The sequence below is a fragment of the Variovorax paradoxus B4 genome (assembly GCF_000463015.1).
Classification (GTDB): Bacteria; Pseudomonadota; Gammaproteobacteria; order Burkholderiales; family Burkholderiaceae_C; genus Variovorax; species Variovorax paradoxus_E.
On sequence record NC_022234.1, the window covers coordinates 114,561 to 134,742 of the forward strand.

The following is a 20,182-nucleotide window of genomic DNA, read 5'->3' on the forward strand; positions in this document are numbered from 1 at the left end:
CTGCTGCAACTCGGCCGGTGGGATTGTAGGCAGCGCCCCGGGAGGCAGCGCCTCAATCGATGGCGCCGGCCGCCCGCAGCGCGGCCACGGCCGATGCGTCGAGCCCGGCCTGCCGCAGGATCTCGTCGGTGTGCTCCCCGGCGCGCGGGGCGGGGCGCGCAACGGCCGGCTCGAAGCCGGTCATCTTGATCGGACAGCCGAGCTGCGGCGGCGCTGCGGCATCGGCCGCAACGTGCATGCCGCGCGCGCGGAAATGCGGATGCGCCAGCGTCTCGTCGATGCGCAGCACCGGCGTCACGCAGCCCGTGCCGTCGTGGAACAGGCCGCGCCAGTGCGCGAGCGGCCGCGCGCCGAAGATGGCGGCCAGCTCCGCGCGCAGGCGTTCCTCGGTGGCGGCATCGCCACTGCGGTGCAGCGGCGCGAGGTCGGGGCGCTCGAGCAGGCGGCACAGGTCGTTCCAGAACTTGGGCTCGAGCGCACCCACCGCCAGCTGCCGGCCATCGGCCGTGCGGTAGTAGCCGTAGCAGGCGAGCGCGCCTGTCAGCGCGCTGTGGCCGATGCGCGGCACGCTGCCGTGCTGGTGCAGGCCGGCCAGCGGCAGCACCGCATGGGCCAGCACACCATCGGCCATCGCGATGTCGACATGCCGCCCGCGACCGCTGCGTGCGGCATCGAACAGCGCGGCCAGAATCCCGGCCACCGCGGTCATGGTGCCGCCCAGCAGATCGGCCACGGGCAGGTTCGACAGGGCGGGGCCCGCGGCATTGCCGATCTGGTCGGCCACGCCGGCCAGCGCCGAGTAGTTCAGGTCATGCCCCGGCGTGTCGCAGAGCGGCCCGGTCTGGCCGAAGCCGCTGATGCTGCAGTAGACGATGCGCGGGTTCACGGCCGCCACCGCTTCATAGCCGACGCCAAGCCGTTGCATCACGCCGGGCCGGAAGCCCTCCACCAGCACGTCGGCCTCGCGGCACAGGCGCAGCAGCGTGGCCACGCCCTGCGCGTGCTTCAGGTCGATGCGGATCGCGCGCTTGTTGCGGTTGACGAGCGCGCGCACGCTGGGGCTCGCGTAATCGCCGGCACCGGTGTCTTCGATCTTGATCACGTCGGCGCCGAGGTCGGCCAGGTGCATGGCGCCGAGCGGCCCGGGAAGCAGGCGGGTCAGGTCGAGCACGCGCACGCCGGCGAGCGGCGCGCCTTTCGATGCGCTTGCCAGGGATTCGGGGGAAGAGGTCATCATGTGGGCTGCAATCTAGGCGGCGCGGGCCGCCGCGGCAATGGCAGCACCGCTCCTGGCGATTGGCGAAAAGCGTCAGGTCGGCGGCCGATCGGCCCCCCGGCACGGATCGGACTGCCTGCCACTACCTGAAGGAGCACGAATCATGAAAATGCAGCAAGCGGTGAAAGAGCTGTTCGAGCGGTATGCGCGGCATTTCAACGATGCGCTGACCGCCGAGCCCGATCTCGAAGCCATTGCCGACCTGTACACCGACACGTTCGTTGCCGCATCGCCATCCGGGATCATGTCGGGCAAGAACGACGATGAACTCAGGAAGGTGATGGCCGACGGCTTCGCACGCTATCGCGAGATGGGCACGAAGAAGATGGAAGTGAGCGATCTGCGCGTGACGCCGATCGATGAGATCCATGGTCTGGCGCATGTCGACTGGCGTGCCACTTACCATGTCGATGGTGCCCTGAAGGTGATTGATTTCACCAACGTGTATCTGATTCGGGTCGACGGCACCAAGGGCAAGGTGTTTGGCTGGATCACCGGGGACGAAAACGCTGAACTGAAAAAGCACGGTATCGCCTGACCCTCACCTCCCGAGATGCTTTCCGAAGATTCGGCGGATGACCTCGTCTGCACCCACGTCGAAGCAGCGCCCATGACTGAGCAAGATGCGACGAGGCCGCCAAGCGTGAAGTTTCGCGATGGTCGCAGCTGCCTCTTTCCGCTGCAGCAACAGCGGCAGGCGCATCCCGAAGAACAACTGCCCCCGTGGGTGGTACATCCCGCTCATTCTCGTGAACGTTCGCCAGGGCTCGTCCATCTTGTCCAACTCGATGTTGACGATGGCATCCGTCACGATGAGAGATTCTGATTCCCGATGGAAGAAGATGTATTCCTTGAAGTAGCCACCCGGAAACAGCGTCTGGTCCAGTTCGTTGCGCCATTCGTCGGGCGGGTCCCGATCGAGGTCTCTCCCGAAACGGATCTCCACGTGCCGCGCTCTGCTCCTTCTGCGCACGCCCGGCGAGGCCCATGCGACGGCATCCGGAAAGGCCTTCAACCATTCTCCAATGTGGGCATAGTGAAACTGGTTGGGAGAGATCAGATGTCGGACAGTCCCGATGCGCTCAAGCTCGTCCGCGAGCCTGCGATCGAACTTCGTCGGCGAGTGAAGGAAAAGATCGCCGTTCGAGAGGCGCACTACCGTCATGCGGGTGGTGAACGGCAGCGGCAGCCTGACACCAGCCACGGTCAGGTATTCAAAGGGCCCATCGACAACTCCGATGTTTGCCGCCACGGGCTTGTACACGTTGATCGGCTCGTAACGTGCTGCGGCCATATTGCGTCCCGGATACATCTTGCCTGAAGCACAGAGCAAGTTCACCCGACCATGAACATCGCCATGCTATATGCCAGACCATGCCGATCGGTTGACGCCGGCATGCACCCCTGGCTACATTCCCAAAAAGCTCTTGGAGAAACCACATTGCCCGGACATGTGTACTTCATACTCGCTTTCGTTGCCGTCGCAGTGCTCGCGGGAAATCTGGTCGCAACGGTCGTTGTAGTATTGCGCAGCGATTTTTATTCGCCGCTGCAACGCCAACTCCAGTTGGCCCTGGTGTGGTTGATTCCTGTGATCGGGGCCGCATGCTGCATGAGCTTCGCGTCCCTTCACAGGCGCCCGATCCACAGGCCTGACAAGAGATTCCCGGGACCCGACTCCTTCAGTCTGCCCGGCGGTGAGGCCAACGGTCCCTGAATTCGGCGATGCCCGTCTGCCATTGATGGCCGACCCGCGCATCACCCTTCGCCAAGAGGCTTGTGCCTCTGCGAAGAATTCAAACCCATTTCCGAAATCGAAATCCATGTTCGGCCGAACCAAGCTCCATCCATTCATCAGGGCGAACCCTCCGCACGCGGACTGCGCACCGGCGACGAAGGACCTGCTGGGCAGGTACGAGGGGCAGTTGCCCGCCGCGCTGCTCGAGTTGTGGCGCAAGCACGGCCTTGGGCTCTACGGCCGCCGGCAGATCTGCCTGATCGATCCGCAGGCATGGCAATCCACGCTCGACCGATGGATCGTTTCGCCGCCCAGCGCCACCGTGCGCGTGCCCATTGCGCTGACGCCATTCGGCACGCTTCTTTTCTACAGGAAGCTCACGGCTTCGGACGAGGACGTCGCGGCGCTGAACCCCGTGACTCGCAGCATCAGCATCCTGAGCTGGGACCTGGCGGATCTGTTCAACAAGATTCTGAGCGACCCGAGCCAGGCCGATGAGTTCATCCAACCGGCCATGCTCGAAACCGCGCAGCAGCAAGCAGGAACGCTGGCTCCCGGCGAGGCGTACCACGTCGATCCGATGCTGTTGTCCATGCAGATGCTGAAGATCACCAGGACGAACGCGCTCGCGCTTCACCAGAAGCTTCGCGCACAGGTCGACCACGAGCAGGCGCCGCCCGCGCCGCCGCCGGACAGCATCCGCGCAGCCTTGCCCACCAACTACCGCGAGTCCTTCAAGGACATGGAAAGAAAAGACGGCCAACCGAGCGGGCTCTATCTGTCGACTTACATCGATTGGCGCCGGCTGGTCGGGCTCGACGCGGATGGCAACTATCGGCTGCTCTTCTGGAAGAACGATCACAAGACGGGCGAAGCATCGGGCATCCGGCACTACAGCGGGCGGTATCGGGTGCTCGATACCGAAGAAGGCGACTGCCTGCTGCGGCTCGACCTGGTGTTCACCGGCAAGTCGCTGGGCAGCGATGCCGACGATGACGGCCTGTACCTGATGCGCAGCGGCGGACAGCCGCTGCTGTTGCAGGCCGCCCGCCTCGAGGACATGGCAACGGCCATCGGCGGGCGCGCAACGATGGGCAGCTCCGAACACTACTTCCAGCCCGTGCGGCTGGACGATCCTTTTCCTGTCGAGAACTCCGACGGAATGGACGCTCCGCCGTTCGAGGACCTGCCGGCTGCGCTGCAGGCACTGGTGCACCGCGAGCCGTTGAGGGCCACGATAATCGAGGTCGGCGCCGACAACGACCCGGAAGACTCCACCGTGATGGTCTGGGTGGATCTGGGAAAGAACGACGGGCTGCGAATGAACATGCCGCTCATGTCGCCCAAGGACAGCCCGCGCGCTCTTTACGGCTGGGTGTGGCAGATGGACCCGGAGCGTTGCGGAGTTGGCATCAAGGTGCGACGCGATGCGGCAGGCGCCATCGTCAATGGACCCGAGCCAGGCGATGTCCTTGTCAGCCGGGCGGATTGAAGCGCTTGGAAGCCACGACAAGCAAACGATGGACACGCGCCGCTGATGCCATGAGAAAGTCTTGGGAATGGCCGAGTGCCCCCATCCTGCCACGCGGCCGAATTCGTTGCCGCCCTGGCCGTGGACCAAGATCGAGGGATTTCATGGCGCCACCGGTAATCGTCTCTCGGCCGGCCTTGCGCACAGCTCAACCGCCCGCCCCAAGCGCCGGCGATGACTCCACGCCCAGCACCTTCTCGATGTCCCGCAGCTCGTCCGGCCCGAGCGGTTGCGCCGACGGCAGCAACCCTTCCTTCCAGTGATGGACGTCCCAGGTGTTGGTGCCGTGGAAGGTATAGATGTAGAGCTCCGGGAAATCGAGTCCGACCAGCAGGCGCTGGCGCAGCATCGCCTGGATCACCGGCGTGTCTTCCTCGCGCGGCAGTTCCGGATACGGCGGTACCACGTCGCGTCGCGCAAGCAGGCTGCCTTCCCAGGCGCGCTGGCCGGAGACGTAGGCGCGCTTCTCGACGGCGTCGTACATGGTCCAGCGCACCAGCACGCACCCCGGGCGCCCGTGCTTCTGGGTCGCTCCGACCTGCACCGCGAGTCGCGCCGGGCCGTGCCAGTCGTCATCGTCCCACTGGGCGACGAATTCGCCTCGCGCGGCCTCGATCGACAGGTTGCGCAGCGCACCGAGCGTTTGCTTCGGCGAGGCCAGGACCTCGACGCAACGGACGGACGGATCGTCGGCCAGGGTGGCGGCGTAGGCCATCGTCGCGGCATCGTCGGACTCGTAGAGCAGCACCAGCTCCCTGTTTGTCCAGGTCTGGGACCGGAAGCACGCGACCGCGCGCTTGAGCATCGCCACGCGGCCGCGCGTGACGCAAAGGCAGGAAACGAGCGGCAGGGACTTTGTCATGAGGCGGCAACGTGGATGTGGTCCGGCGGCAAGCCGAGCCGATGGCGGTCCCACATGGCCGCGAAGGCGGTTTCGATGCGCCTTGCGAACAGCGGGGTGTCGAAGAGGGGAGTCTCGGTGCGGTTGCAGTCAAGGCGGCGGCGCAGGTCGGCGAGCTTTTCCGGCGAGGTCGCCAGGGACAGTGCCGCCGCCTCGTACTCGTCCACGCACCTAGTCACGAGCTCGGGAAGCCCGATGGTGTTCAGCAGACTCGCCGCGACCCGGGATGCGAAGGTACGGCCGGCAAGCGTCAGCACCGGTAGACCGGCCCACAGTGCATCGCTGCAGGTGGTGTGCGCGTTGTAGTGGAAGGTGTCCAGGAACAGGTCGGCGTGCGCGTGGCGTGCGAGGTGGTCGGCGAGCGGCAGGCGTTCGGCCCAGACGACGCGCCCGGATTCGACGCCATGCGCGATGGCCTCGGCCTCGATGCCGGCCACCGCCGCATCGCTGCCTCTCAACAGCCACAGGACGCTGCCGGGCACCTGGCGAAGCAGCCGCATCCAGACCTCGAAGACATCGGGCGTGATCTTGTAGTTGTTGTTGAAGCACGCGAAGACCACGCCCTGCGGCGGCAGGCCCATGTCCTTGCGGGTCGAGGCCGCATCACCGATGGCCTTGGTGTCGTCGTTGGCCTGGTACGACCCGGGCAGGATCACCACCTTTTCCGCGTAGTGGCCGTATTCGTCGGGGCGGATCAGCGTCGCGTCGGCAACGATGTAGTCCATGAAGTCGCACCCCATCGAGGCCGGAAAGCCGAGGTAGTTGACCTGCACCGGTGCCGCACGGCGCGCAAAGATGCTCGGCCGCGCGCCTTCGGTGAATCCATTGAGGTCGACCGCGATGTCGATCCCTTCGGCCCGCGCCAGCGACGCGATCTGCGCATCGCTTCGATCGGCGACGTCCATGAAGCGGTCGAACGCTGCCGCGACGCGCCGTGTCATCGGGTCCGTGGTCGCTGGCCCGAAGGCAAAGCCGAACAACTCGAAGCGCTGGCGGTCGTGGCATTCGAACAATCGCACCATCAGCTGGGACGTGGCGTGGTTGCGGAAGTCGGACGAGAAATAGCCGACGCGCAGCTTCTGCTTCGATGGACACGACGCGAAGCCCGCGGTGCCCTCGCGCTTCGGATACTGGTCTTGCGCGTAGGTGCGCGCGCATGCCAGCAGCGTGGCCGGACATGCGGGCGTCGCCAGCAACGAGAACGGGACGGCCGCCTTCTCGCCGGCGCCGACGCGCGCGAGCATGTCGGCCACCATCGGCGCCCACCCCGACCAGCGGCACATGAGCATCGTGTTGTAGAGCCAGTGGCCTCGCTCGTAGGCACTATCGGGAGGAAGCTTCGCGATCTCCGCGTGCACGGCGTGGGCCTCGGCATGCCGGCCGAGGCGCGCGAGGATCATGGCGTGGGTCATGAGCGCGGCGCTGTCTTGCGGCGCCAGCGCCAGGGCCTGTTCGCAGCTTCGCAGCGCCTCCGATCCGCGTCCGAGTTCGGCCAGCGCGAGCCCGCGATCCGCCCACGCGCGCACCAGTTCCGGATCCGACGCCAGCGCCCGGTCGCAGTGCCGAAGCGCCTCGTCGAAGCGGTGCAGCTCGGCCAGGGTCCTTGCGAGGTTGGCATAAAGCACGGGGGAACCGGCATCGATGTCCAGCGCGCGCTGGAAGGCTGCCAGCGCCCGCTCGTGGTCGCCGAGGGCGCTGTGGGCGACGCCCGTTTCGTGCCAGGCCTCGAAGAAATCGCCACCCCGTGCGATGGCGCGCTGGAACGACCTCAGGGCGGCACGCGCCTGCCCGCGCTGCAACTGGACCTTTCCGAGATAGAAGAGCGCTTCTGCCGAGCACCCGCGCAGGGTCGACGCCTTGAGCAGGAGTTCTTCACACTCCTCCAACTGATCGCGGTTGCCGCAGATGTAGGCCAGCAGCTCGCAGGCCCTGGGAAGCGCCTTGCCGCGGCGGATGAGTTGGCGCAGTAGCTCCTCGCAAACCTGGAGCTGTCCGGTTCGGAAGTAGCGTTCGGCCACGACGATTTTCTGGTGCGTGGTTTGCATCATCGGAGCGTTGCGGAAGAAGAGCGCACCCGCCCGGCACAGCGGCCGCGCGAGCGCGTGTCGAACGCGCGGTGTCTTCAACACGCCATCCAGACCTTGGTTCCCTCGGCAAGGAGGATACAAATGGTTTCGGCTTGTGGCAATGCAAATGTGGTTTTGGCGCGGTATTGAGCGTCCGGCGAACCCACCTTTAACGGCTTGCCTCCGGCGGCCAGGACGACGGCTGTGCACCGCTTCGTCCGCGCCGGCAACGGCGCTCCATCAGCCCGCCGGCAAGGGGGCAGCGTTGATCGCCAGTTGCGCGGCGAACGCCCGCTGGTAGGCCGGCCGCGCTTCGCCGCGAGCGACATAGGCGGCCAGGCTTGGAAACTCGTTCAGCAGGCCGGACGGTCGGAGCCGCAGCAGCACCGACACCATCAGCAGGTCGCCCGCGCTGAAGCCGCCGTCCAGCCAGTCGGCATCCCCGAGGCGGGCGGCCAGCTGGTTCAGTCGGGCGCGCACCCGGTCCTCGACGAGGGGCAGGCGCTCGGCCTTCCAGGGCCTGTCGCCTTCCGCCAGCTTGGCAGTGACGAGTTCGAGGATGGGAGGCTCGACCGTATTGAGCGCCGCGAACATCCACGTGATGGCGCGCGCCCTTGCGTTGGCATCGGCGGGGAACAGGCCCGGGTGGCGCTCGGCGATGTGCAGCACGATGGAGCCGGTCTCGAACAGCACGAGGCCGCCTTCCTCGTAGGTGGGGATCTGGCCGAAGGGATGCAGCGCCAGATGCGCGGCCTCTTTCATCGCGCGGAAGGACACCAGGCGCACCTCGTAGGGCAGGCCGGTTTCCTCCAGCGCCCAGCGCACGCGCGTGTCGCGCGCCAGACCCTTGCCGCCGTCGGGCGAGCGTTCAAAGGCGGTGATGGTGATGGTCATCGTGTGTGTCCTTTCGACGCACGGCCAAGTTGTTCCTGAACTGGCAAGCAAGTACGGGTCGGCCACACGGCTATCGCAACGGCTGCTGCACCAGCTGAAGCTCGTTGCCGGAAGGGTCACGAAGCGTGGCAAAAATCCCGCCCCAGTCCTGTCGCTCCGGAAGCCCGGTAAACGCAACGCCGAGCGACGACAGCTCCCTGTACTTTGACTGCACGTCCGCGACGTCGAAAGACAGCCCTGTAAAGCGCCCCACAAGGACCTGGTCTTCCACGGGAGCATCCGCATCGACATGCTCGACGACCAGGCTCATTGGCCCCGCGTCAAACACGCAAAACCCCTGTTCGCTTCCTTGGGCCTTGAGTGGCAAGCCCAGTACCTCTTCATAGAAACGGGAGGCGCCTGGCAGGTCTCGAACAAAAATGCGTGCGGTGCGAAGCTGCATGGCTTCTCCTGACAAGCGTGTGGTTGCTGATGGACGGCATGCTAGGCCCAAGCTCTGCCTGCAGCAAGACACTGCATCGCACGCTTCTACTTTCTCACGAATTTCAGGTGAACCACGTTCGGCGCCACGACCGTTTTCACCATGTCGAGGGCATGCAGGGTTTCGACGCCGTCGAACAGGCGTTCGCCGCCGCCGAGTAACGTCGGCACCAGGTGAAGCTGCATTTCGTCGACCAGGCCGGCCTTCAAATATTGCTGCGCAGCGCGCGCGCCGCCCGCGAGCGCCACGTCCTTCCCGCCCGCCGCGCGGCGGGCCTGGTCCAGCGCACTCTCGATCCCGTCGGTCACGAACGTGAAGCTCGTGCCGCCCTCCATGATCAACGGGTCGCGCGCGTGATGCGTGAGCACGAACACCGGGTGATGGAACGGCGGATTGCGGCCCCACCAGCCGGTCCAGGGATCTGTCTTGCTCCACGGGCCCGGAGCGCCGCCGAACATGTTGCGGCCCATGATGGTCGCACCGATGTTGGCAAGTTCTTCCTCCATCACGGGCGTGCTCTCGTTCACCACGCCGCCATCCATGCCATGCGGACGCCGCCACGCCTCCAGCGGGAACACCCACTCGTGCAATTGCTCGCCGCCAATGCCGAGCGGTTCCTGCAAGCTTTGGCTCGGACCGGCGACGAACCCGTCCAGCGACATCGAGATCCTGAATCGAAGCTTCGACATGTTGCGTCTCCTGCATGCGCGACCGAAGCGGCGAGTCTAGGAGTTGCGGATTCGCGCGGCAATGACGATGAAGCCGCGGTTTCTGCCGCGAATGCGCATTTCACGCGCCACCCCCGACATCCTGGATAATTCAGGACAATACGAAACGTATATAATTCATCCACGTTTCATACAAAGGCAAATGATGGGCATCGTGAAAATTTCGGACCTGATGCACGAGAACCTGCGAGTCGCGGGGAACGCCCTCAGCAGGTCCATCAATGCGCAGGCAGAGCACTGGATGCGAGTCGGCATGCTGACCGAGATGCACCCGGAGTTGGACTATCGAGAAATCTGCCAACTATTGATACAGGCTGAACTCGCTGGGGGCCTGGACATCGCCGTGGCTGTCTCCACCCAGCCTGCCAAGCCCCGCGGATCCTCGGCTGGAAAACACTAGTGGCTCACGGCATTCCCATCAAGTCCGCCGGGGAACTCGAGATGGCGCGGCGGGCCGGCAGGCTTGCCGCAGAGGTTCTCGGTGTGGTCGAGCCCTACGTGGTGCCGGGGGTGAGCACGGAAACGCTCGACCGAATCTGCCACGACCACATCGTGAACGTGCAGGGCGCCATGCCAGCCAACGTGGGATACCAGGGATATCCCAAAACCATCCTCACCTCCGTCAACCAGGTGGTTTGCCATGGCATCCCGTCTCCGACCAAGATCCTGAAGAAGGGCGACATCATCAACATCGATGTTGCCGTCATCAAGGATGGCTGGTTCGGCGACACCAGCCGCATGTACTTCGTCGGAGCCCCCAGTGTGTTGGCTCGGCGCCTGGTGGAGACGACGTACGAAGCAATGCGGGCCGGAATCCGGCAGGTCAAGCCTGGAGCGACTCTGGGCGATATCGGCCATGCCATCCAGTCGGTCGCCCACCGGGAGCAATTCAGCGTGGTGCGCGAATACTGCGGCCACGGCATCGGCCAGATCTACCACGATGAACCGAACGTGCTGCACTACGGGCAGCGCGGGGCAGGGCTCAAGCTGGAACCGGGGATGGTCTTCACCATCGAACCGATGCTCAATGCAGGCAAGCGCGAAACCAGACAATTGCCCGACGGGTGGACAGTCGTGACCAAGGACAGGTCCCTGTCTGCCCAGTGGGAACACATGGTCGCTGTAACGCCCGAGGGATATGAAGTGCTGACGGCCTGGCCGGGAGGCACGGGTAGCTACGCGCCGGTTTGACGGGCAGCTGCCCGAGGCTCGGCGCCAGGCAAATGCGTCGATGCGGACAGGTCATGCGGGCTCGGGCATCGGCCCCACATAGCGCCCGCGCGGGCGGATGACTTGCGCCACACCCAACTGCTCCAGGCTGTGCGCCAACAGCCCGACGCTGCGCGCCGTTGCGAACAGGCCAAAGGCCGCATCGGCAGGAAGTCGATGGTGAGCGACCATGGCGGCCAGGGCGACGTCGATGTTGGGCTGCAACCCGGTCAGCTTCGTCACCTTTGCGATGAAGCGCGCGATCACCTTGGGAGGCTCGAACAAGGCCAGCAATGCGGCGGCGCGGGGATCGCCATCGGGATAGAGGTGATGGCCAAATCCGGCCAGCGACAAACCATTCGACAGGTAGTGGGCCAGCACCTGGTCCTCTCCCAGTCGCTCCACCTCGCTGAACAGTGCCCGGACGCGGCCCGAGGCATCGCCATGCAGGGGGCCTGAGAGAGTGGTCAACCCGGCCAGCAGGCATGCCGGCAAGGAAGCGCCGGTAGACGCGGCAATGCGCGCGACAAAGGCTGAACTGGTCAGTTCGTGATCGGCCAGCAGCACCAAGGCTGTTCGCAGCAGATCAGCCACCTTGGAAGATTGCTTCCACCCTTTCGCAAAGCGCAGATGCAGCGGTTCGTGGTCTGGTGAAGCGCCGAACGCGTTGGCCAACTGGCCCACCAGGCCCTGGCCCTCGGCATGCAGCACCCGGGTCAGGCGCCCACCGGTGGAATGCCCGGCGGCCGCCAGGCTGGCCAAGGCGGCGAAGGCCGCGCCTCGCCCGGGCTTGCCGGAGCGCATGGGCGTCGAGCAGGAGAAATCGACGGTGCGCTCGGCGGCCCACAAGAGTTGAGCCGCATCTTCCAGCGTGGCCGTTCGGGCCATGTGCACGGCGTCCCGGCCCCGGTAGTACGGCCGCCCGCGAGAAAACGCACACAGGGCCGTTGGAATGCTGGGCTCCGACCCGAACAGCGTGTTGGCGGCCAGCGTCTCGTGCTTGCGGCCGGCCTGCTTGCGCCTGGCCAGGCCGGCCACGTCCTCGGCGCGGTACAGCCTGCGCCGCGTGTCGGCCGGGTCGGGCATGACTTCCAGCTTGCCGCGGCTCACGTACGCGTAGATCGTCTGCGGCTGCACACCCAGGAGGTTGCACGCCTCGGTCATTGAAATCCAGGAAGCCATGGTGCGTCGACAAAGTCAATTTCTATTGATTATATGGATCAAGATTGACCTATATGTCAATCTATTACTAGCATGCGTCCAGCTCCGTGAAGAGCTTTCTCGACCAGCGATATGAAACCCCAAGTCCTTCAACTCAATCCGATCCTGATCCCTGCGATCAACGACAAGCTCGCGTCGCTCTACGTCGTGCACAAGCACTTCGAGCTGCCCGATCCACAGGCCTGGCTGCGTGAACATGGCGCGTCGATCGACGCCGTGATCACCGGCGGGCACACCGGCATTTCGCGGGCGATGCTGGAGCGGTTGCCCGCTCTGAAGGTGGTGGCCGTCAATGGCGTCGGCACCGACGCCGTGGATCTGGCGTACTGCCGGGATCGCGGCCTGCCCGTCACCGCAACCCTGGGTGCGCTGACGGAAGACGTGGCCGATCTGGCCATCGGCTTGCTGATCGCGGCTTGCCGAAACCTGTGTGCCGGCGACCGCTTCGTGCGGAACGGCCAGTGGGAGCTTCATCCCCAGCCCAACGCCATTCCGCTCGCCCGGCGGTTCAGCGGCATGCGCGTCGGCATCGTCGGAATGGGCCGGGTGGGCCGTGCCGTCGCGGTGCGCGCGGCCGCCTTCGGTTGCCCCATCCGCTATACCGACCTGCGCGCCATGGACGACGTCGCGTACCGCTTCGTACCGGGCCTGGTGGACCTGGCGCGCGAATCGGACGCGCTGGTGCTGTGCGCAGCCGCGGACCAGGCCGAAGGCATCGTCGACGCGGCCGTGCTCGACGCGCTGGGCCCGCGGGGCTTCCTGGTCAACGTGGCGCGCGGCCGGCTCGTCAACGAAGCCGACCTGACGCAAGCGCTGGCCGGCGGCCGCATTGCGGGTGCGGGCCTGGACGTGTTCGTCGACGAACCGCGCGTGCCGCTGGCGCTGCGCCAGTCCGACAGCGTGACTCTGCAGGCCCACCGCGCCAGCGCCACCTGGGAGACCCGCACCGCCATGGCCGAGATGGTGCTGGCGAGCGTCGCCCAAGCCTTGGCAGGCGAGCGGCCCGCCATGAGCCTCACCACTTGAGCCCCTGCGGTCGCGGCGCAGCGACCGCACCCAAACCTATAAAAGGAGACACCCTTGTTCACTCGACGCCTTGCGATTCCCCTGGCCCTTGTCCTCTGCGCGATTCACGCGCCGAGCTTCGCGCAGACCTTTCCTTCGCGCCCCGTCACGCTGGTGGTTCCGTTCCCGCCGGGCGGCGGGACGGATACCGGCGGCCGCGTCATTGCCGAGCAGTTGAGCCGGCGCTGGGGCCAGCCTGTGGTGGTGGAGAACAAGGGTGGCGCCGCCGGGCAGATCGGTGCCGACTTCGTCGCCAAGTCCAGGCCGGACGGCTACACGCTGCTGCTGGGCAACATCGGGACGCAGGCGATCAATCCCTTGCTGTATCCCAAGCTGCCCTACGACGCCGACAGGGCCTTTGCCCCGGTCTCCCTGGTGGCCGAGCTGCCGCTGGCCATGATGGTCAATCCGTCGGTTCCCGCGAAGACGGCGGCTGACTTTGTGGCGCTGGCCAAGTCCAGGCCGGGCCAGATGAGCTACAGCAGTTCGGGCGCCGGCGGCGCGCCGCACCTGGCGGCCGAGATGTTCAAGGACCAGACGGGTGCCTTCATCCTGCATGTGCCTTACCGCGGCGGCGGCCCGGCCATCGCCGACTTGCTCGCGGGCCATGTGCAGCTGTCGTTCATGACGGTGCTGGAGGCCTCCGGCCACATCAAGGCGGGCAAGCTGCGTGCGCTGGCCGTGACCGGCGACAAGCGCGTGCCGGCGTTTCCCGAAGTCCCCACGCTCGCGGAAAGTGTGATTCCCGGCTTCAACGCGATCTCCTGGATCGGCCTGCTGGCGCCGGCGGGCACGCCGCCGGAGGTGGTGGACAAGATCGCCGCCGACCTGCGCGCCGTGCTGTCCGACGAAGCGGTCAAGGCACGCTTCGTGGGCCTGGGCGGCGTGCCGCGCGCCACCTCGCCGCAGGAGTTTGCCAGGCTGATCGCCGACGACAAGGGCCGCTACGCCCAGATCATCCGCAGCCGCAAGATCACGATCGAGTGAGCGCGGCAAGCCGGCCTTTCAGAACAAACGACAGACCCACCCCGAAGAGGAGACATCCATGCAGCTCACATCCCTGATCAAGATCCTTGCAGTCTCGGCGTCGCTGGCCGCGATGCCGATCGTCGCATCGGCCGAGGCGGCTTACCCGGCCCGCGCCATCAAGATCATCGTGCCCGCCCCGCCGGGCGGCGCAATCGACACCATTGCCCGCGTCGTCGGGGACAAGCTCGCGGTGTCGATGGGCCAGCCGGTGATCGTCGACAACAGGCCCGGCGCTTCCAACAACCTCGGCACGGACGTTCTCGCCAAGTCGGCGCCCGACGGCTACACGATCGGCATCGTGGGCGGCAGCCACAACATCAACAAGTTCCTGTTCAGGAACCTCGGCTGGGATCCGGAAAAAAGCTTCGAGCCCATCGTCTACAGCCACGAGGTGCCGCTGGTGTTCGCCATCTACCCGCAGCTTCCGGCCAGGACGCTGCCCGAGTTCGTGGCCTGGATGAAGGCCCATCCGGACGAGGCCAAGGTCGCCACCTCCGGCCGCGGCAGTGCGCAGGAAATGGCGGCCGAGATGTTCCGCATGGCGAGCGGCGCGCCGATGCTGCTGGTCCCCTACAAGGGCTCGTCCGCCGCGCACCCGGACCTGCTGGCCGGACGTACCGCGCTCTTCATCGACACCATCAGTGCCATCCAGCCGCAGGTGAAGGCCGGCAACGTGCGCGCCGTGGCGGTGTCGACGCGCAAGCGGACAAGCTCGCTGCCCGACGTACCGACCGCGGACGAGCAGGGATTGAAGGGCTACGACGCCAACACGAACGGCGGCTTCCTGGCGCCGGCCGGCACGCCCAAGGCTGTCGTCGCCAAGTTGAATGCCGAGATCAACGCGGCGCTCAAGCTGCCCGATGTGCGGGCGAAGCTGGAGGCTGCCGGCATAGAGATACAGGGCGGCACGCCGCAGGAGTACGGTGCGCTGATCAAGTCCGACCTCGCCAAGTGGGGCAGGGTGGTCAAGGAGGCGGGGATACAGGCGGAGTGAGGGCCCCGAGAGCTTGATGGCCGGATTCGATCGGACTAATCTCGGCCTTCAAGCCGCCCGCCGGCCGGAGGTGCCCATCATGCAAACGGTGAATCCCGAAGTGACCACGGAAGTGTTGCAGGCATTTGCCGATGCATGGAACCGGCACGATGTGGATGCACTCATGTCGTTCATGACGCCCGACTGCGTCTTCGAAGCCTCCGCCGGCGCCGATGCCTGCGGCACCCGATACGTCGGCGGTGCGGCGGTGCGAGCTGCCTTTGCGGAGGTCTGGGCTGTCTTTCCCGATGCCCACTGGGGGAACGCGCGCCATTTCGTCCATGGGGACCGCGGCGTGTCGGAGTGGACGTTCACGGGAACACGCGCGGACGGAGCCCGCGTCGAAGTCCAAGGCTGCGATCTGTTTACTTTTCGCGCCGGCAAGATTCTTCTGAAGAACTCCTACCGCAAGAACCGCCCGCCCGCTGCGGCGCCAACGCGATGACGCCCGATCCTTCCTTCCACCAGGTCGGCTTCGGCGCGCGGTGATCCCCATAGGTCTTCCCGGTCAGGGAGCGGCGCGTCCCTCATGAATGGTCCTCCGGGAAGCGGTGATACATGAAGAACTGATCGTCCTGCTTCCAGCCTCTCTCCTCATAGAGACTCTGGGCCGAGGTGTTGCCACGCGCGACGTTCAGCGTCAAGCGAGCAGATCCAAGCGACCAGGCGTATGACTCGAGGGCGGAGAGCAGCTTGGAAGCCAGGCCCTTGCGACGCCCCGACTCCTGGACGAAAAGGTCATTCACGACAAAGACGCGGGAGAGCGAGACGGAGGAAAAACTCGGATAGAGCTGAGCAAATCCCACGGCCGTTGCGCCGTCAAGGCAGATGAGAAGAACCGACTCTCCGTGATCGAACCTGTCACACAGAAACGAACGTGCGGCGGCCACATCGCTTGCCTGTCCCTGGAACCGTCGGTACTGGTCAAAGAGCGTCGCGAGTTCCTCGAGATCGGCCAGAACAGCTTGGCGGACGGAAGTTGAGTTCATGTCGGGTTGAAACGAGTGTTGGGAACTGGCTCGGAAGACCCGACTCTCGTCATCGCGAGTCATCGTCCGAATTCGGCCCGTTTGCTGAATGCTCGTTCGCGGCCGACTGTAGCCGGCCGCGAGCCTTGGCTCCCCCCGATGGCAAGCCTACGGGTTAGTACCGGCTCATCGACTCATGATGTCATCATACCATCATGCCACTATACGACCTCAGGAGAAATTCGGTATGAAGACTTCCATCGCCCTCTTGGGCGCCGGCGGAAAAATGGGCGTCCGGCTCGCGAAGAACCTGCGCAACTCCCGCTTCGAGGTGCGCCACGTGGAGGTCAGCGACGTCGGTCGCCAGCGCCTGCGCGACGAACTGGGCGTGGAATGCGTTGACCCGGTACGCGCGCTGGACAACGTGCAGGTGGTGGTCCTCGCCATACCCGACACCGCCATCGGCAAGGTCGCCGCGCAGATCGCGCCGCAGCTCGCCCCCGGCACCATGGTGATGACGCTGGATGCGGCCGCGCCCTTTGCCGGCCACCTGCCCCAGCGGCCCGACCTGGTGTACTTCGTCGCCCATCCCTGCCACCCGCCGATCTTCAGCGACGCGCTGCACCGGAACGGCCAGCCCGACTTCTTCGGCGGCGCGCACGCACCGCAATCCGTGGTGAGCGCGCTCATGCAGGGCACGCCGGCCGACTTCGACCTGGGCGAGGAGATCGCCAGGACCATCTACGCGCCCATCCTGCGCTCTTACCGCGTGACGGTCGAGCAGATGGCGCTGCTCGAGCCCGGCCTGTCCGAGACCGTCTGCGCCACGCTGCTGGACACCATGCGCGAGGCCATGGACGCGGTGGTCGCACGCGGGGTGCCGCACGACTGCGCGCGCGACTTCCTGCTGGGCCACATGACCATCCTCGCCGCCGTGATCTTCAAGGAGATCCCCGGCGTGTTCTCCGACGCCTGCAACAAGGCCATCACCTTCGGCAAGCCGCGCCTGCTGCGCGACGACTGGCTCAAGGTGTTCGATCGCGAAGAGATCGCCGAGAGCATCCAGCGCATCACCTGAGCGCACGCGCGCCGCAGGTTTTCCGCCACCAACCGCAAAGCGCCGACACGGGCGCGCGACCGCATTCACCGCATCGACAACCCCACGAGGAGACAACCGTGACCCATCGCTTCCGCTTTCGCCCCATCCTGGGCGCGCCCCTGGCCGCCGCGCTCCTGACGCTGGCCGCCGCCGGCGCGCAGGCGCAGACCGTGCTCAAGATCGGCTACACGCCGGCACAGGGCTCGCACTACTGGGTGGGCGCCACCACCTTCTGTGCCGAGATCGAGAAGGGCACGCAGGCCCGCTACAAGTGCCAGCAGTTCCCGAGCTCGGCGCTCGGCGGCGAGCGCGAGCAGATCGAGGCGGTGCAGCTCGGCACGCAGGACGCGGTGATCACCTCCACCGGCCCCGTGGGCAACTTCGTGCCCGAAATCAAGGTGGTGGACATCCCCTTCCTGTTTCGCGACTACGAACACGCGCGCAAGGTGTTCGACGGCCCGATCGGCCAGGACCTGCTGACCAAGTTCGCGAGCAAGGGCCTGGTTGCACTGGCCTGGACGGAGAACGGCTTTCGCCACCTCACCAACAGCAAGCGCCCGATTCTCAAGCCCGAGGACACCAAGGGCCTGAAGGTGCGCACCATGGAGAACAAGGTGCACATGGACGGCTACCGCACCTTCGGCATGCAGCCCACGCCCATGTCCTTCCCGGAAGTGTTCGGCGCGCTGCAGCAGGGCACGGTGGACGGGCAGGAGAACCCCATCCCCATCATCACCACGGCCAAGTTCTCGCAGGTGCAGAAGCACCTCTCGCTCACCGGCCACGTGTACTCGCCCGCGCTGCTGCTGCTCACCCCGAAGGTCTGGAACAAGCTCAGCGACGCCGACAAGAAAGTGTTTGCCGATGCCGCGCGCCTGAGCGTGGCCGCGCAGCGCAAGAAGGTCGACGAGGACGACGCCACCGGCGTGGCCCAGCTCGAGAAGGAGGGCATGCAGGTCGTGCGCAACGTCGACAAGAAGGCCTTCCAGGATGCGCTCAAGCCCGCCTACGCCGCTTATGCGAAGGAATTCGGCGCCGACAACATCAAGAAGATCCAGGACGTGCACTGACGCCACCGGCCCCGCCGCGCCCAGCGGGCGGGGCCGACCTACGTTCGCCAACACCATGCAAACATTCGAACGCTACCTGCTCGGTGCCAACCGCTGGGCGCTGATCCTCCTGCTGGCCGCCATGTCGGTGATCATCTTCGTCAACGTGGCGCTGCGCTACCTCACCAATGCCTCGCTCGAATGGGCCGAGGAGGTCGCGCGCTACCTCATGATCTGGCTGACCTTCCTCGGCGCGGGACCCGTGCTGCGCTACGGCGGCCACATCGCCGTGGAGAACCTGCAGGACGCGCTGCCGCCCCCGGCCGCCGTGGCGCTGCGCGCGCTCGTGGCCTTGCTGCTGTTCGCCTTCTTCGGCTTCATGGTCTGGTACGGCTGGCTCTACATGGAGCGCACCATGTCCCAGCTCACGCCGGTCACGCAGATCCCGTTCGCCTACGTCTACAGCGCCATGGTGATCGGCGGCGTGCTGCTCATCGTGCACCTGCTGTTCATCGTGCGCGGCTATGCGCTGCGGCGCGAGTTCGCGGCGGACGGCCACTTCGACGCCAACGCGAGTGCCTCGCTATGAGCGCTTCCCTCGTCCTCGTCTTCTCGGCCTGCTTCTTCCTGGCCATCGGCGTGCCGGTGGCCTTTGCGCTGGGCCTGGCCACGGCCGCCACGCTGGTGCTGGCCGAGAACTATCCGCTGATGGTGCTGCTGAAGGAAACGTTCACCGGCATGGACAGCTTTCCGCTGATGGCCGTGCCCTTCTTCATCCTCGCGGCCGAGCTCATGAGCGGCGGCTCGCTCACCGAGGTGCTGCTGCGCTTTGCCGGCCAGTTCGTCGGCCACAAGCGCGGCGGGCTGGGCTATACCAACGTGGTGTCGCTGACCTTCTTCTCGGGCATCTCGGGCTCGGCGCTGGCCGACGCCGCGGGCCCGGGCTCGATGCTGATCAAGATGATGGACAAGGCCGGCTACGGCCGCGCCTACGCGGCAGCGCTCACGGCGTCGACCGCCATCGTCGGGCCGATCATCCCGCCGTCGATCATCATGATCATCTACGCGCTGCAGGACGACGCGGTGTCTGTCGGCGCGCTGTTCGCGGCCGGCATCATGCCCGGCATCCTGATCGCGGTGGCCATGTGCATCGTCAACTTCCGCGTCTCGCGCCAGCGCAACTACCGCGGCGAAGGCGCGATGCCGCCGCTGGCCGAGATCCTGGCCACGACCTGGCGCGCCATTCCCGCGATCCTGTTGCCGGTGGTGATCCTGGGCGGCATGCGCGCGGGCTGGTTCACGCCGACGGAAGCCTCCGTGGTGGCGGTGTTCTACGCGCTGGTTTGCGGCAAGTTCGTCTACCGCACGCTGGAGTGGAAGGCGCTGCCCGACATCCTCGCGCGCTCGGCGCTGCTGTCGGCCTCGGTGCTCATCATCATCGGCATGTCGGCCTCGTTCGCCTGGATACTGACCATCGAAGGCATTCCGCAGATGCTCGCCCAGTGGCTGGTCGGCATGAACCTGTCGCCGTGGATGTTCCTGCTCATCGTGAACATCTTCCTGCTGCTGTTCGGCATCTTCATCGAGCCGCTGCCGGGCGTGATGGTGCTGGTGCCGATCCTGGCACCGGTGGCGTTCAAGCTCGGCATCGACCCGGTGCACTTCGCAATGGTCGTGATCGTGAACCTCACGCTGGGCATGATCACGCCCCCGGTGGGGGGGCTGCTGTTCGTCACCTGCAATGTCTCGCGCGTGCCGATGGCGCAGCTGGTGCGCGAGCTCGTGCCCTTCCTCTGGGCGCACGGCGCCGTGCTGGTGCTGCTGACCTTCATGCCGATGCTGTCCACCTGGTTGCCACGCACGCTCGGATTCAAGTAGAGAGAAAGACACCGAT

General features: G+C 65.9%; 21 protein-coding genes. 12 read left to right on the forward strand and 9 right to left on the reverse strand.

What is annotated here, in order from left to right; all coding sequences use genetic code 11:
- Positions 1–52: 52 nt before the first annotated feature.
- The gene (locus VAPA_RS27660; RefSeq protein ID WP_021003514.1) at positions 53–1,234 is read right to left on the reverse strand and encodes a CaiB/BaiF CoA transferase family protein; all 1,182 of its coding nucleotides are present in this window, start codon (positions 1,232–1,234) and stop codon (positions 53–55) included.
- A gap of 145 nt (positions 1,235–1,379) precedes the next feature.
- Here VAPA_RS27660 and VAPA_RS27665 point away from each other — a divergent pair, with 145 nt between their 5' ends.
- Positions 1,380–1,814: a nuclear transport factor 2-like protein gene (locus tag VAPA_RS27665; protein ID WP_021003515.1), complete on the forward strand. Its 435-nt coding sequence runs from the start codon at positions 1,380–1,382 to the stop codon at positions 1,812–1,814.
- Positions 1,815–1,817: 3 nt separating this feature from the next.
- On the opposite strand, the gene VAPA_RS27670 is transcribed toward VAPA_RS27665, so the two are convergent.
- The gene (locus tag VAPA_RS27670; RefSeq protein ID WP_021003516.1) at positions 1,818–2,570 is read right to left on the reverse strand and encodes a DUF4336 domain-containing protein; all 753 of its coding nucleotides are present in this window, start codon (positions 2,568–2,570) and stop codon (positions 1,818–1,820) included.
- Positions 2,571–3,018: 448 nt separating this feature from the next.
- Here VAPA_RS27670 and VAPA_RS27675 point away from each other — a divergent pair, with 448 nt between their 5' ends.
- Positions 3,019–4,506, forward strand: a complete 1,488-nt coding sequence (locus tag VAPA_RS27675) for a GAD-like domain-containing protein (protein ID WP_021003517.1) — start codon at positions 3,019–3,021, stop codon at positions 4,504–4,506.
- Positions 4,507–4,693: 187 nt separating this feature from the next.
- On the opposite strand, the gene VAPA_RS27680 is transcribed toward VAPA_RS27675, so the two are convergent.
- The 5 genes from VAPA_RS27680 to VAPA_RS27700 form a co-directional block, all read right to left on the reverse strand.
- The gene (locus tag VAPA_RS27680; RefSeq protein ID WP_021003518.1) at positions 4,694–5,407 is read right to left on the reverse strand and encodes a glycosyltransferase family 2 protein; all 714 of its coding nucleotides are present in this window, start codon (positions 5,405–5,407) and stop codon (positions 4,694–4,696) included.
- Positions 5,404–7,494 (reverse strand): O-linked N-acetylglucosamine transferase, SPINDLY family protein, encoded by a 2,091-nt coding sequence (locus tag VAPA_RS27685; protein WP_051255413.1) that lies wholly within the window; start codon positions 7,492–7,494, stop codon positions 5,404–5,406. The genes VAPA_RS27680 and VAPA_RS27685 overlap by 4 nt, the downstream gene beginning before the upstream one ends.
- Positions 7,495–7,752: 258 nt before the next feature.
- On the reverse strand, positions 7,753–8,406 hold the full coding sequence (locus tag VAPA_RS27690; protein ID WP_021003520.1) for a glutathione S-transferase family protein: 654 nt from the start codon (positions 8,404–8,406) through the stop codon (positions 7,753–7,755).
- A 70-nt stretch (positions 8,407–8,476) separates the two neighbouring features.
- A complete protein-coding gene (locus VAPA_RS27695) occupies positions 8,477–8,848 on the reverse strand; it encodes a VOC family protein (protein ID WP_021003521.1) in 372 nt (123 codons plus the stop codon).
- A gap of 86 nt (positions 8,849–8,934) precedes the next feature.
- Entirely contained in the window at positions 8,935–9,576 is a 642-nt protein-coding gene (locus VAPA_RS27700) for a dihydrofolate reductase family protein (protein WP_021003522.1), read from the reverse strand.
- 184 nt (positions 9,577–9,760) lie between these two features.
- Here VAPA_RS27700 and VAPA_RS27705 point away from each other — a divergent pair, with 184 nt between their 5' ends.
- Positions 9,761–10,015: a ParD-like family protein gene (locus VAPA_RS27705; protein ID WP_021003523.1), complete on the forward strand. Its 255-nt coding sequence runs from the start codon at positions 9,761–9,763 to the stop codon at positions 10,013–10,015.
- Positions 10,015–10,806, forward strand: a complete 792-nt coding sequence (gene map, locus VAPA_RS27710) for a type I methionyl aminopeptidase (RefSeq protein ID WP_021003524.1) — start codon at positions 10,015–10,017, stop codon at positions 10,804–10,806. The genes VAPA_RS27705 and map overlap by 1 nt, the downstream gene beginning before the upstream one ends.
- Positions 10,807–10,857: 51 nt before the next feature.
- Here the strand turns inward: map and VAPA_RS27715 are convergent, their stop codons facing one another.
- A complete protein-coding gene (locus VAPA_RS27715; RefSeq protein WP_021003525.1) occupies positions 10,858–12,006 on the reverse strand; it encodes a citrate/2-methylcitrate synthase in 1,149 nt (382 codons plus the stop codon).
- Between the two features lie 111 nt (positions 12,007–12,117).
- Here VAPA_RS27715 and VAPA_RS27720 point away from each other — a divergent pair, with 111 nt between their 5' ends.
- The 4 genes from VAPA_RS27720 (at position 12,118) to VAPA_RS27735 (ending at position 15,617) form a co-directional block, all read left to right on the forward strand.
- Positions 12,118–13,071: a 2-hydroxyacid dehydrogenase gene (locus VAPA_RS27720; RefSeq protein ID WP_021003526.1), complete on the forward strand. Its 954-nt coding sequence runs from the start codon at positions 12,118–12,120 to the stop codon at positions 13,069–13,071.
- Between the two features lie 54 nt (positions 13,072–13,125).
- Positions 13,126–14,097, forward strand: coding sequence for a Bug family tripartite tricarboxylate transporter substrate binding protein (locus VAPA_RS27725; protein ID WP_021003527.1), 972 nt, complete (start codon positions 13,126–13,128; stop codon positions 14,095–14,097).
- A 58-nt stretch (positions 14,098–14,155) separates the two neighbouring features.
- A complete protein-coding gene (locus VAPA_RS27730) occupies positions 14,156–15,133 on the forward strand; it encodes a Bug family tripartite tricarboxylate transporter substrate binding protein (RefSeq protein ID WP_021003528.1) in 978 nt (325 codons plus the stop codon).
- 79 nt (positions 15,134–15,212) lie between these two features.
- Positions 15,213–15,617 (forward strand): nuclear transport factor 2 family protein, encoded by a 405-nt coding sequence (locus VAPA_RS27735; RefSeq protein ID WP_021003529.1) that lies wholly within the window; start codon positions 15,213–15,215, stop codon positions 15,615–15,617.
- 82 nt (positions 15,618–15,699) lie between these two features.
- On the opposite strand, the gene VAPA_RS27740 is transcribed toward VAPA_RS27735, so the two are convergent.
- On the reverse strand, positions 15,700–16,161 hold the full coding sequence (locus VAPA_RS27740) for a GNAT family N-acetyltransferase (protein ID WP_041946776.1): 462 nt from the start codon (positions 16,159–16,161) through the stop codon (positions 15,700–15,702).
- A 226-nt stretch (positions 16,162–16,387) separates the two neighbouring features.
- Here VAPA_RS27740 and VAPA_RS27745 point away from each other — a divergent pair, with 226 nt between their 5' ends.
- The 4 genes from VAPA_RS27745 to VAPA_RS27760 all read left to right on the forward strand — a co-directional run bounded on the left by VAPA_RS27745 (position 16,388) and on the right by VAPA_RS27760 (position 20,166).
- Positions 16,388–17,218, forward strand: a complete 831-nt coding sequence (locus VAPA_RS27745; RefSeq protein ID WP_021003531.1) for a phosphogluconate dehydrogenase C-terminal domain-containing protein — start codon at positions 16,388–16,390, stop codon at positions 17,216–17,218.
- A 98-nt stretch (positions 17,219–17,316) separates the two neighbouring features.
- On the forward strand, positions 17,317–18,309 hold the full coding sequence (locus VAPA_RS27750) for a TRAP transporter substrate-binding protein (RefSeq protein ID WP_021003532.1): 993 nt from the start codon (positions 17,317–17,319) through the stop codon (positions 18,307–18,309).
- Positions 18,310–18,364: 55 nt separating this feature from the next.
- Positions 18,365–18,877: a TRAP transporter small permease gene (locus VAPA_RS27755; protein ID WP_021003533.1), complete on the forward strand. Its 513-nt coding sequence runs from the start codon at positions 18,365–18,367 to the stop codon at positions 18,875–18,877.
- A complete protein-coding gene (locus VAPA_RS27760; protein ID WP_021003534.1) occupies positions 18,874–20,166 on the forward strand; it encodes a TRAP transporter large permease in 1,293 nt (430 codons plus the stop codon). Before VAPA_RS27755 ends, VAPA_RS27760 begins: the two co-directional genes overlap by 4 nt.
- The last annotated feature ends 16 nt before the right edge of the window (positions 20,167–20,182 follow it).